The 11,922-nt window shown below is 60.4% G+C and carries 10 protein-coding genes and 2 pseudogenes; 5 read left to right on the top strand and 7 right to left on the bottom strand.

Annotated elements, in window-relative coordinates; all coding sequences use genetic code 11:
* The 4 genes from E4Q08_RS12225 to E4Q08_RS12210 form a co-directional block, all read right to left on the bottom strand.
* A partial coding sequence (locus E4Q08_RS12225) for a DUF6444 domain-containing protein (protein WP_248594866.1) occupies positions 1-352 on the bottom strand: 352 nt, incomplete at its 3' end.
* A gap of 36 nt (positions 353-388) precedes the next feature.
* Positions 389-2,389 (bottom strand): hypothetical protein, encoded by a 2,001-nt coding sequence (locus tag E4Q08_RS12220; protein WP_169070581.1) that lies wholly within the window; start codon positions 2,387-2,389, stop codon positions 389-391.
* Between the two features lie 120 nt (positions 2,390-2,509).
* A complete protein-coding gene (ltrA, locus tag E4Q08_RS12215; RefSeq protein ID WP_169070580.1) occupies positions 2,510-3,883 on the bottom strand; it encodes a group II intron reverse transcriptase/maturase in 1,374 nt (457 codons plus the stop codon).
* 490 nt (positions 3,884-4,373) lie between these two features.
* Positions 4,374-5,216, bottom strand: a complete 843-nt coding sequence (locus E4Q08_RS12210; protein ID WP_169070579.1) for a bestrophin-like domain — start codon at positions 5,214-5,216, stop codon at positions 4,374-4,376.
* Positions 5,217-5,463: 247 nt separating this feature from the next.
* Between E4Q08_RS12210 and E4Q08_RS12205 the strand changes: the two genes are divergently transcribed.
* From E4Q08_RS12205 to E4Q08_RS12190, 4 genes are all read left to right on the top strand, one after another.
* Positions 5,464-6,339, top strand: a complete 876-nt coding sequence (locus E4Q08_RS12205; RefSeq protein WP_169070578.1) for a tyrosine-type recombinase/integrase — start codon at positions 5,464-5,466, stop codon at positions 6,337-6,339.
* Position 6,340: 1 nt separating this feature from the next.
* Positions 6,341-7,507, top strand: coding sequence for an IS91 family transposase (locus E4Q08_RS12200; RefSeq protein ID WP_248594865.1), 1,167 nt, complete (start codon positions 6,341-6,343; stop codon positions 7,505-7,507).
* A 417-nt stretch (positions 7,508-7,924) separates the two neighbouring features.
* Positions 7,925-8,227 (top strand): BrnT family toxin, encoded by a 303-nt coding sequence (locus E4Q08_RS12195; protein ID WP_169070577.1) that lies wholly within the window; start codon positions 7,925-7,927, stop codon positions 8,225-8,227.
* 1 nt (position 8,228) lies between these two features.
* Entirely contained in the window at positions 8,229-8,528 is a 300-nt protein-coding gene (locus tag E4Q08_RS12190) for a BrnA antitoxin family protein (RefSeq protein ID WP_372703651.1), read from the top strand.
* 282 nt (positions 8,529-8,810) lie between these two features.
* Here the strand turns inward: E4Q08_RS12190 and E4Q08_RS12185 are convergent.
* Positions 8,811-9,722, bottom strand: a pseudogene (locus tag E4Q08_RS12185) (IS1380 family transposase); the annotation flags it as partial.
* Between the two features lie 127 nt (positions 9,723-9,849).
* Between E4Q08_RS12185 and E4Q08_RS12180 the strand changes: the two are divergent.
* On the top strand, positions 9,850-11,211 hold the full coding sequence (locus E4Q08_RS12180; protein WP_443984452.1) for an IS4 family transposase: 1,362 nt from the start codon (positions 9,850-9,852) through the stop codon (positions 11,209-11,211).
* A 13-nt stretch (positions 11,212-11,224) separates the two neighbouring features.
* On the opposite strand, the pseudogene E4Q08_RS12175 reads toward E4Q08_RS12180, so the two are convergent.
* Together E4Q08_RS12175 and E4Q08_RS12170 are read right to left on the bottom strand one after the other, a co-directional pair.
* Positions 11,225-11,560, bottom strand: a pseudogene (locus E4Q08_RS12175) (IS1380 family transposase); the annotation flags it as partial.
* A gap of 83 nt (positions 11,561-11,643) precedes the next feature.
* A partial coding sequence (locus E4Q08_RS12170) for a group II intron maturase-specific domain-containing protein (protein WP_308240125.1) occupies positions 11,644-11,922 on the bottom strand: 279 nt, incomplete at its 5' end.

Raw genomic sequence — 11,922 nt, 5'->3', positions numbered from 1 at the left:
CTTGGCACGCGTGGCAGTGGGCCGCGGGCAAATGCACGACGACTCGATCCGGCTTTTCTACCTTCTGGAGCGTGTGTCCAGTATGCCCCGGCTGTCCGCCATTCGGGTGCTGCCCCGGTTTGCGCAGCGAACGGGGCTTGGCCGGCAGCTTGGCCAGCCCATCCGAGGACGGTGGTTTGCTCGAATTGTGGCTATTCTTGGCCCCTCGACCTTCCAGTTCCTGCACCTTCGCCTGCAGCTTCTCCACTTCTCCCCTCAACTGCCGCACCAGCGCACGTAAGGGCCAAAGCTCGCGGATCAGATCATCCTTCTCGGCAACACTCAGTCGTTCAAGGTCGGGAATCTCGTCCATGCCCACTCACCTGTACGAAGCCTATCCATTGCGAGGTCAATGCTGGGTTCTCTTGAAAGCTTGGACGTTCGCTCTGAGCAAAAATTCCAGTACCTGAGCGTCGCCACGCTTCAGCCTGTCCGCTTGGCGGAGGACTCCTGAGTAGTTACGGCGGCGAAATCGATCTGGACTTTCCAAACTCAGCGCTGCTCCGGACTGCGTAACATCCACTGAGTAACCCTGCCAGCCCCAGACGTCGTCAGCCTTACGTTCGGGAATGGCATTTCGTCTCGTCGTCCCATCGTTGAACTCAACAATCAATCCCTCAAACATTGCCTGAATATCGCCACCGACAGTGTGGATCTGAAGCCCTGCCTTCGGCAAGACTATGCTGGGATCGTTGGGAAAGCCAATTTCGTCTCCCAACGCATTTGAGACCGCGTTCAACCAAAATGCGCCCCAAGGCCCTGCCTTTGCTGGCGCATGAATCACGACATTGTCCGGTTCGGCCCACTGCAACGCTCGCACACCGGGGATCAGCGCTGCCCTGGCGATGACGTCCCGAAAGCGCCGGATGGTGGTATTGGTGAAAGACACCAGCTTCATCGGCAGGAAGAGGCAACGCGTCACGCGGGACAACTCCACCATCACCCGATAGATTTGGACAACCTCAAAGTACTGGATGGTGAGGGCGTGCATGTGGTTGTAGTTCGTCACTACACGCGTGCTGAGCTTCTCGCTTTCTTCCTGCGAAGACTCCGTGACGGTGGTGGCTCGTCTGTTCCGCACTGAGTTTGCTGCCTGGTGCGTGCGGTCGCTGATGTTCTGCTGCATCTCTGCGTTCAGACTGCGCGAGCCATTTGAAGAAGCCCAGCCGGTCGCGTTGGTGGTCGCGGTGGAATTGGCCGACGATGTTCCAGAGGACGAACTCCCAAATCCGACCTGAGCGCTGGCGCCCTCTCCGCCGAAGATGGCTGCGCCGATGGATGCCAGCAGACCAGGGGATTTGCCGCCGGCACTAACCCCGACATTCGACTGACCAGTGGTCGTTCCCGACTGATTTTCTGTAGCGACCGAAGCCGACCCAGAGAATCCGCTCTGTGCTTCCCGGGCTACAGAAGACGTCACCTCGCCCATTGACCTTGCACGTCCTATGTCTGCAGCCATGAGTTCAGTCTGAGTGGTGTCGTCCGCGCTCGTTCCGCGGATGCGTCGAGACCAGTTGACCATTGCGATGCGCGTGCTTTCGCCAGGGGCAAGCGCCATAGAGTGCAGCAGTTGACCCAGTGCCAACCCTTGTGGGAACCAACTCTGGCGATAGGTCAGCACCGCACCCACCGCCAGCTTGGCGGTAAGGGCCGAGGCCACGATATCGCTGATGTCGATGCCACCTGCAGTGACTATGTCCTGGAGTTTGCTCGGTGACACCGGGGCCAACGGGGGAACCATGGTGGCCGGTGTGGCGTCCCCGTCTGGGGTGTCGGCGGACTCCAGAATGACGCGATCGAGAACGATCACGTCGTACTGGACGCGCTCGGTTGCGTAGCGGCGTGGAATTGGGATTAGATCGTCTGGGCGCTCGGGGTCGTCAACGATGCTCTCGGAGGCTCCATATGCCTGCTGCAGGATGGCGTTTGCGTTTCTGTAGGGTCGCCAATCCGCCAGATCACGGATACTGGTCACGCGAAGCGCTACGGCAAGCCGCGCATCCTTGGCGGCGCCTATGCCATTCAAGGCGGTGATGGGTGCCGCCGCCAAGATATTGGCGCCCTTTCCGCGGTACGTGGCGTCCACCAAGTCGCCTGGCACAGTGACCGATGAAGACTGCGAATCGGCCACGGCAACGATTCGCCGGGCCGCGTCGAACAATCCAGAGGCCGCCAAATCCATGACGGTGCTGATGCCGAAGCGTTGCAGCATCGCTGCCATGTCTGAAGTGACGCCTACCAAAGCTTGTACCGGGGCGGCCAAGGCCGCCTGGGGGCTAAGAGCGGAGTAGCTCTCGCTCAAGAATGAGGAAACGCTCTGATAACTCCACTTCCCTTGCACTTCATTCATGTTCCACCTCGTGACGTTTTGGATTAAGCCTAATCGGGATAGGAGAAAGCCTCACGGCCTCCCCCTCCCACACCACCGGACGAACGGATCACGTATCCGGCGGTTCGATGAAGCAAATTCCTACCGGGGCGCAAGGCTCGGTAGTCCCATTTGTTCGAAGAAGCGCAAGGGTAGCGCGATCGACAAGGCCGGTGTCTGCGACACCCGCCACGGACCGTGCGCGGACTTGCTGGTGTTCCACGCTTCGCGGACCGACACGCCGCGTTTGCGTAGTTCCCGATAGCCCGCTCGACCCCATTGTTTCCAGAGATAGCAGCGTAACTTGCGTCGTACCCACTTGTCGATGTCGCGCAGAGGGCTCAGCACCTCGGTGATTCCGAAGTACGCTTTCCAACCAAGCCGGGTCTCTCGAAGCTCTGCGACGACGACGGCAAATGTGGTGCCTCTTGTACGGCGGGTCAGTTCCCGCACGCGGTCCTTGAGCTTGTCGAGGGCCTTGTCGGCCACCTTGAGCCTGGCACCGTTGCGGCTGACCGTGAAGCCCAGGAACTTGCGGTTCATGGGTCGATCGACCGCGCTTTTGCCGCACCTGCGGTGCGTCTTACCCCACCACAGTGGATTCACTGTGAGCCGCAGCGAGTCACTGACAAAGCGTGTCACGCTGGCCATCACGCGCTCGCCCGCGCGCTTGCTCTTGACGAGGATGTTGCAGTCGTCGGCGTAACGGGCAAAGCGGTGGCCACGCCGGTCCAGTTCCCAATCCAGTTCATCCAGCACCACGTTGGCCAGCACGGGCGAGAGCGGCCCACCTTGCGGCACGCCGAGAGGCGTCGGTTCAACCTGCCCCTCGATGCTCACGCCCGCCTTCAGAAAGCGATTGATCAGGCGCAGCAGGTCGGCGTCCGGGCAGCGACTCTTCAGCCGCGCCATCAGCCGGTCATGATTCACCCGGTCAAAGAAGGCTTGCAGGTCCATATCCACCACCCAGTTGAAACCTGCTTGGATATGGGCCTGGACGGCGCGGACGGCCTGGTGGGCCGAGCGCTTGGGGCGGAATCCGTAGCTGTGGGTGTTGAAGTGGGGTTCCCATTGCGCCGAGACGACTTGCGCGATGGCTTGCTGGATGAAGCGGTCCAACACCGTCGGGATGTCCAAGGGGCGCTTTTTCCCGTCCGCCTTCTCGATTTCCACGCGCTTGACCGGTTGCGGGCAGTAGCAGCCCACTTCCAGTTGCTCGCGGATTTCCGGCCAGTGGTGTCGGAGGTAATCCGGTAGTGCTTCGACGGTCATGCCGTCGAGACCCGGCGCGCCTTTGTTCTGGCGCACTTGCTTCAGGGCGCGTCGCAAATTGGCCCGATCCAGCACTTGGGCCAGCAACGCCTGGGGAGGAATCGGCTCGGGGGTCCCTGACAAACCAGCGACGAGTTCATCCTGCGGTGTAGCCGCAGCCTGCGTAAGCAAGTGGTCAGATGCGATCCCGTCTCTCTTCGTCATGGTCCTTCGCCTTTCATCGTTCGGGCCTTCGGTGGGAAGCGCCACCTACTATGCCCTCGGCTGACTTCTCTACGGTATTCAGCGCCAGTCACCCAACGCCCAGCCTCGGTCCTCTGAGGCACAGGGGAGATCTCCCGGGGTAAGATTCGTTACCTTCGCTGCATAGACGCCGGATTTACAAAATGCACCCCAACCGCAGATGGAGGGCTTCGCGGTCACGTGCCCGCTCGCCCCGGATGCATCACGCCTGATATCCGGTTTTTGTTCATCGCCCCGCAGCTTTGGATTGGGCTTCCAACCGCTCGCAGAGCTCGCGTCGTTCCAGCGGCCAAGAGCAAAGCAGTTTGCTCTTGGAAACCCCGCTTCCACCCTCCAGACCCCGCCTCGCGGCGACGCCCTTGCCCTTCTCCTTGCCTTCGGCTCTGCGAAAACCTGGCCATAGGACTTTCACCTATGAAGTAACGCGCCATGCCCGGCGCACACGTAGAAGTCACCGGCGCGATGCTTGCGGCGCGTCCGGTGGACTGCCGGGTTGGAAGGCGTGGACACGCATGGCTCCGATGGTTTGCTGAAGGCTCAGCATACTTTCATGGCTAACCTGAATGGCGCCGCGTCGGGGTCTGTCTAGGTCGAGAATGAGGTAGACGACCAGGGCGATGAGCGTTACCAGAACGAATGCCGCAAGGGTGACCCGATGCCCGGCGATACCGGAGGCAAAGCCGAGCGTGGCCGTTGTCAGAACGATCGTCGCGAACATCAGGAAGAGTACGATTTCAGGTACATGTCGATTCAGGGCCGCATCCCTTGTGCTGGATGTGTCGATGAGTTCATTTAAGGACTGAATGAACAACCCACTGATGACAGGTCCTGGGTCCAGTTCTGCAGCCTTCACTGCGTGGCTCCAGAGTTGTGCCTCCATCAGTTTCGCCTGATGCAGCAGTGATTCGTGCAATTCGGGTTCCGTAGCATCGACACGACCATCCTGAATGCGAACACCCAGGTATTGGCGGAGCAGCGCCTGCACTTCATCGGGCATCCCCTTGGGAAGAAGTTGCGCTCTGAGATACGTGGTTCCGATGGCATTGGCTTCAGCCACGACTGTCTGGCTACGATTTTCGTAGCGCTGCAGCGCCGCAGAAAATGTGAAGGCCAGCAACAGCGCCAGCAGGCCCAGCATCGCGGCCAGCACAGCATTGGCTTGCGTGATTGCTTCAGTCGCACACGCTTGTTTGCGACGACCGCTACGAAAGCCTATTTCCATGGCGAGAAGCATGCAAACAAAGAGGGCTGAGACGATCAAGACGCTGTTGTGGTCGTACATGATTTCTTTCATGAAGTCATTGCTCAACTGGTGTGCGAGACCGCCCAACGTTCGACATGAGCGGCTCGCCGTAGGCGAGTCCGCTCGATGGAGGGGTTCAAGTAAGCCGCTGCGCGGCAGGCAGTTGCGCGCACTGACGTAATCGTACTCCGTATATTGACGGAGCCGGCCCAACGTCTGGCCGGAGTTCCGAATTTCTGTTTTCCTCCTTGGACCGCCGCGTCGCGGCGGTTTCCCATTTTTTCCGAGGAGAGACGACATGATGACAGACTGGTATCAGAAATCGATGAATGCCCTGGCCCTCAACGGCAAGGCCGGGCGGACCCAGGAGGCTTACAGCCGGGCGCTACGTATGCTCTGCGAGTTCCACGGGGGCAAGTCCCCGGAAGAGATCAGCGAGGCGGAGCTTGAGACCTATTTCCTGCACCGGCGCAATGTCGATCACTGGTCGGCCAACACCCTGCGCATCTGCTACTGCGGTATCCGCTTCTACTTCGTGAAGGTTCTCCAGCGCGATTGGAATCTGTTCAACTTTCTGCGTGCCAAGAGCGAATCGCGCTTGCCGGCGGTGTTGAGTCGTGAAGAGGTGCGCGCGCTGCTGGCCTGTGTGCGGACGCCGCATAACCGGGCCTATCTGAGTACGGTCTATGCCTGCGGGCTCCGGTTGCAGGAAGCGCTTTACCTCGAAGTCTCCGACATCGACAGTGATCGCATGATGATCCACGTGCACCGGGGCAAGGGAGCAAAGGATCGTTTCGTGCCACTGCCACGCGCCACGCTGGAAACGCTACGCCAGCACTGGCGCAGCCATCGCCATCCGCAACTGTTGTTTCCGGCCTATGGGCGCGACAGTCGTTCGGCGACCAGCGCGACGACACCGATGGCGATCAGCAGTGTGCAAGGCGCACTCCGTTCGGCAAAGAGCCAAGCGGGAATCACCAAGCGAGCGGTGTCGGTCCACACGCTGAGGCACTCCTATGCCACCCACCTGCTCGAGGCCGGCGTCAACCTCCGTGTCATCCAGCAGAACCTCGGCCACACCAGCCTGGAGACGACCATGGTCTATCTGCACCTGACCAGCAAGGGGCAGGAAGAAGCGGTGGCGCGCATCAATGAACTGATGGACGATCTGTGACATGGGCGCCATTCAGGAGATCTTTCGCCGGCACGGACCGGCCTACCTGGCCGAGTTCGGCGAAACCCTGCCGGGCAGCCACGCACGGGTGATCGAGGCGATCATCGATTGCCGCAGCCCGGCTTGTGGTTCGGTGCTCTATCAGTGCGAGGACTGCGGCGAGCCGCATGTCGCCACGCGTTGCTGTGGCAACCGTCACTGTCCGGTCTGCCAGCAGGGCAAGGCCGAAGCGTGGCTCGATCGGCAGCTCGATCGGCAGTTGCCGACCCCCTATTTCATGCTGACCTTCACCGTGCCGGCGCCCTTGCGCGAGTTTCTGCGTGGCCATCCGCGTGCAGGCCATGGGGCTTTGTTCGCGGCATCCGCCGGGGCCATCAAGACTCTGGCCGCCGATGACCAGCACCTGGGAGCTGACATGCCGGGCTTCTTTGGTGTGCTGCATACCTGGGGCCGGCAACTCCAGTACCACCCGCATATCCACTACGTGATACCTGGCGGCGCATTTGATCGCGCCGATGGCCGCTGGCATGCGGCTGATCGCGGTTTCTTTCTGCCCGTGCGTGCCCTATCGCCGATCTTCCGGGCGAAGTTCCGCGATGCGATGGACGCCGCCGGCTTGCTCGGAGAGATCGACCCCGCAGTCTGGACGGTCGATTGGAACGTCAATTGTCAGTCGGTCGGCGACGCACAGGCGAGCCTCGAGTATCTCTCCCGCTATGTGTTCAAGGTGGCAATCTCGGAGGAACGCATCCTTCGCGCCGATGATACCGAGGTGGTGTTTCGCTACCGCAAGGTGAACAGTCAGCGCGAGCGGACGATGGCGCTCCCGCCGGCGGAGTTCATCCGCCGCTTTCTGCAGCACGTCTTGCCCACCGGGTTCATGAAGGTGCGCTACTTCGGCTTTCTCTCGCCGAGTTGCTCGATGAGCATCGAAGAGGTGAAGGGTCGGATCGAACTGGCCCGGGGTTTCGCCGTGAGCGCGGCGAAAGCAGCGGACAATCATTCGGAGCACCCGACACCACGAGGCCCAATTTGCCCGCACTGTGGCGGGAGGCTGCGCTGGTGTGGTGTGCTGTTGCCGCGTCCCCTGGGCAGTCGAGACCTGTCGCGCCTTGGCGAGATCGGTGGCAAGCCAGTTGGGGCGAGTGCGGGTCGCGGGTTGGGATAGACGCTCCGCCAGCGCGCTACTTCATTTGCCCCTTCGTTACGTTCGCCCTGCAGCGGCTTCCGCGAGGGGCGCAGGGAGACTGTCGCCCGTTGCCCGAAAAATGACTTTGGCAACCACTGGCCAGATCTTGCCACACCGCCGATCGCACCCTGAAGACGCTCGCCACGGGTTGATCGGCGGGTTTTCTGACGCCGCATTCCGACGCCAACCCCCGGCGTGCCGTGCCTCGACTGAACCGCTCGAGGCATTCCCCATATATCTCTGTAGCCAACCGCTGCTCTGGCTGTGGTACCGGGCTTCTTGAACAACGGATTGAGACGACCCTGAGGGTCGTGTCAATCCTTAGGGGTTATGCCTCGGTTTGCGTAGTAACGAAAATCCTTTACTTCCCCATTTACCGTTACTACAATAAAGGTGATGAGCGCGCATATTCTTTGGGACGAAGCCAAGCGGCAAGCCAACCTCGACAAACATGGGTTGGACTTCGTCGATGCGGTGATGGTGCTTGAGAGCCCCTATCGTCTTGACGTGGCGAGTGTGCGAAGCAGCGAACAGCGGATACAGTCGTTCGCATATGTGTTTGAGGTGCTGGCGGTGCTGACGGTGGTGCATACGGCTCGCGAAGATGCCCTGCGGATTGTCAGTTTCCGACCGGCGAGTGAAGAGGAAAGGAGCGCTTACCATGGCTGGCTCGAAGAGGACTTCAATGGGAACCGATGATATGCACGCCACTCGCAAACGTGGCGAAAGCAAGACCGACTTGGCGAAAGTACACGCCGGAACACCGTATGTCTGGGACGGCAAAAATGAGGATGAACGGCCGCTGACGCGCGAAGAAATGCAAGCCGGTATTGAGGCATACCGTAAGCAACGTGGGCGACCGACCGGGAGTGACAAAGAGTCGACTACGATCCGCTTCGACCGAGACGTCCTCGCCGCTTTCCGTGCCGCTGGCCCCGGCTGGCAGACCCGCATGAATGCGGCGCTACGCGACTGGCTCAAAACTCACTCCGCGGTGTGATGTCCGAGGCATAACGTGAAGTGGACATCCTACTTGACACAATACCTGAATCCGTGGTGAAAAAGCAGTAATGCATTTCGCATGAGAATTCTCCCTGATTTTGCCGACTGAGCGGTCGATTGGTACCGTCGGAGACGGTCAAATACCTCAGATCAGGAATGCCTGACCTGGTGCCGTGGCTCTATGGCATGGCCAGCCCCTGTTTTCCAGTCGAGTAGGCAAGCCCATGCCTTCCTTCACCCAGGATCGGCTGAAGCCTATCGAGGACGAACGCGTGCGGTGTCATGGACTTCGCGCCGCCAGCAGTCGATCCTGAACAAAGGCGAAGACCGGCACGATGTGTCCCGCGCAGGCGCCAAAGTCGAGAAACAAACGGCGTGCCTTGGCGATGAACTGGGCTGCGCGGTACATCACTTCCTGCAATACCGTCTTCAGGCGGCGACGTTTGGCGGGATGTGGTACTGGCGACATTTCGCCGGTCAACCCCAGTTGGCCAATCAGGCGCAAGCAGTTGTAAACGAACACCCCAATGTGCAGCACCGCATCGTTGGTATCGAACTTGCCAGAGGGCAGTCGTTCCAGATCAAGATCGGTCTTGATTTCCGAATGAAACTGCTCGTGGGTGCCGTGATCCTGATAGCGCTCGATGACCATTTCGGGCGCTTCGGCAAGGCTGGTCCACCAGCCTGCAATCTCGACCGTGGGCTCCAGCAGGTGTTGCCCCCGCTTGTCGATGGTACGTTCGACGACCCGGACGATGAGGCGGAAGCTTCGGTGCTCCTTCTTCCAGGCACGTTCCACGTCAAGACTCAACAGGGCTTCCCTCTTGCCTGGACGGGTTTCCCGGAAGGCGTTGGCGTTCTCGGCGCGGGCAACCCATTCCAGCTTGTGCTTGACGCTGGCTTGGCCGCGTGGATTCCATTTGACGATGTACTCGAAGCAGCGCCCCAGAGACGCCATCCGATCCCGCTCCTCCGCATGGGCGAACAGCAAGCAGGCGCTGTCGAAGCCGCTGTCGTCACGCACCAGCACCTTTGCATCGTTGGGCACCAAACGGGCGACGCGCGGGAAGACTCGTTCGAGAAAATACTCCGTCTCCAGCGCCGAGTGCTGTTTTCCCGGGCGCAATTCGAGTCCGATGTTCCAACCTTCGTTGCCCAAGTAGGCGGCGATCGGGGTATAGCCGTCAAACCCATACCCTTACACACAACTCATTCATCATTTTTTCTAGTCCCGTGACTGCCCTGACGCCATGATCCCGCGCCCGTTTTCCGTCGCACCTGCCGCCAGTCTGGGGCGGATGCTGTATGGTGTGCGCCCTTTGAGCGGAGCGATGGGCATGGACGACTGGGCGGCGAAAGAATTCGGTGGAGCGAAACTCGGAGATGGTCGCCTGACCAATCGACTGATCAAGATAGCGAGCGCTTTTGCCGAGAGACCCACGGCGAGCATTCCGGGCGCCTGTTCGGGCTGGGTGGAGACCCAGGCGGCCTACCGTTTTTTCGATCAGGCCAGCGAGAAAAAGCAGGGACTCGGGTGGGAAGACCTCCTGACGCCGCACCTGGAATGCACCATGGCCCGCATGCGCCAGCATCGGGTAGTCTTGTGCCTGCAAGACACGACCGAACTCGACTTCAACCGCCAGCAGATTGAGGGACTGGGGCCGCTCAGTTACGAGGCCCAGCGCGGCTTGTACCTGCATCCCACCTACGTTGTGACCCCGGACCGGGAACCGCTGGGAATCCTGGATGCCTGGATCTGGGCACGAGAGTTCAAGGATGCCGATGGAAACCGTCCTGGGATCCTCGAGAGCACCCGCTGGATAGAAGGCTACGAGCGGGTGGCCGAAGCCGCCGCCACGATGCCCGGTACCCGCCTCGTCTATGTCGCTGATCGGGAAGCCGATATTCTCGGACTGATGCAACAAGCCCATGCGCTGGAAACGCCTGCCGACTGGATGGTCCGTTCCAAACACAATCGCTGCCTTCCCGAGGGCGGCAAACTGTGGGCGAAAGTCCGCTCGGGCGAAGCGCTGGGCGAGATCGAATTCCTCCTGCCCGCGCGGGGCAAGGAAGCCGCCCGTCCCGTGCGCCAGAAACTCTTTGCCCGCCGTGTCGAACTGCCGGATGGCCAGGGCGGTCTGCTCCCCGTGACCTGCGTAATTGCTCAGGAGATCGGGGCACCCAAAGGCGTCAAGCCCATTGAATGGCGCTTGCTGACCAATCGCGAGGCCGACCGCCTCGAAGCGGTCGCGGAACTGATCGACTGGTATCGCGCGCGCTGGGAAATTGAAATATTTTTCAATGTCCTCAAAAATGGCTGTCGGGTGGAAGCCCTGCAACTGGGGCATATCGACAAGATCGAACTGGCCTTGGCGGTTTACATGGTGGTGGCGTGGCGCCTGGCGCACCTCGTTCGACTGGGGCGTACTCATCCGGACCTGTCCGCCTGCGAATTGTTCAGCGAGGAAGAATGGAAGGGCGCGTATCTCTTGGCAGAGAAAGAGCCGCCCAGCACCCCGCCCACTCTCCGCGAGATGATCCGCCAGATCGCCATGCTCGGCGGCTTCCTCGGCCGCAAGTGCGACGGCGAACCCGGCGTCAAGACCCTCTGGCTGGGCTTCGCACGACTCCGCGACTTCGTCCGCGGAGTCGAATTCATGCGATCCATTGATGCTAAATGAGTTGTGCGTAAGGGTATGCGTCAAACCCCTGATAGGTGCGGCTGACCTCTTCCTTCCGGGTGCCGCTGTTGTCCATCGTAAACGTATCGAAGTCCAGGCAAACGTAGCCCTTGTGCGCGGTGATCGGCGCCTCGGTGCGTTCCAGCAATCGCAGGCTGGCCTCGTCAGTGTGCGCGCGCAATTCAGCGCCCGTGGCATCGAGCCGCTGGCGCAGCCATTCGCTGCTCGGTACCTTGCCAATCGACAGCGCTTCGCGAAAGAAGCGATCCGTGCGGAAAGGTTCGATCGCTTCAAAGTCATTCTTGCCTAGCGCCATCAAGCCGACCATGCTTTTGAACAGGCCTGAGGTGTAGAGTAGAGGACAGGCTTTCGCCTGCCCTCCCTCATCAAACCGTGCATGCGATTTTCCCGCACACGGCTTTCCGATGCTCTTCACGCCACGGCATGCGCCGAGTTCCAGCCCGCCTTCGTAGGAACTTTGTATAGCCCGTAGCGCCCGTAGAGATGAGCACTTGGAAACCGGCGGAAACCAGTTCCTCGGTCCTTCACCTGATGACGCTTCATCAAATGGGTTCGCAACCGGTCTTCCGCGTGGTATCTGACTTTGCTCATCGCCAGACTTGAGTTTCGATAGTGGAAGTAGTTTGCCCAGCCTCGCAGGCTGCGGTTGACGTTTCCCACGATATCTCTCAAGGGGATGGGGGTCAGTTT

This window comes from Candidatus Accumulibacter contiguus (genome assembly GCF_012940005.1).
GTDB lineage: Bacteria > Pseudomonadota > Gammaproteobacteria > Burkholderiales > Rhodocyclaceae > Accumulibacter > Accumulibacter contiguus.
This window is presented reverse-complemented; position numbering and strand designations above follow the sequence as displayed.

Coding starts and splice junctions, on each gene's coding strand:
- E4Q08_RS12220 (WP_169070581.1), bottom strand. CDS start 2,389: ATGAATGAAGTGCAAGGGAAGTGGAGTTATCAGAGCGTTTCCTCATTC.
- ltrA (WP_169070580.1), bottom strand. CDS start 3,883: ATGACGAAGAGAGACGGGATCGCATCTGACCACTTGCTTACGCAGGCT.
- E4Q08_RS12210 (WP_169070579.1), bottom strand. CDS start 5,216: ATGAAAGAAATCATGTACGACCACAACAGCGTCTTGATCGTCTCAGCC.
- E4Q08_RS12205 (WP_169070578.1), top strand. CDS start 5,464: ATGATGACAGACTGGTATCAGAAATCGATGAATGCCCTGGCCCTCAAC.
- E4Q08_RS12200 (WP_248594865.1), top strand. CDS start 6,341: ATGGGCGCCATTCAGGAGATCTTTCGCCGGCACGGACCGGCCTACCTG.
- E4Q08_RS12195 (WP_169070577.1), top strand. CDS start 7,925: ATGAGCGCGCATATTCTTTGGGACGAAGCCAAGCGGCAAGCCAACCTC.
- E4Q08_RS12190 (WP_372703651.1), top strand. CDS start 8,229: ATGCACGCCACTCGCAAACGTGGCGAAAGCAAGACCGACTTGGCGAAA.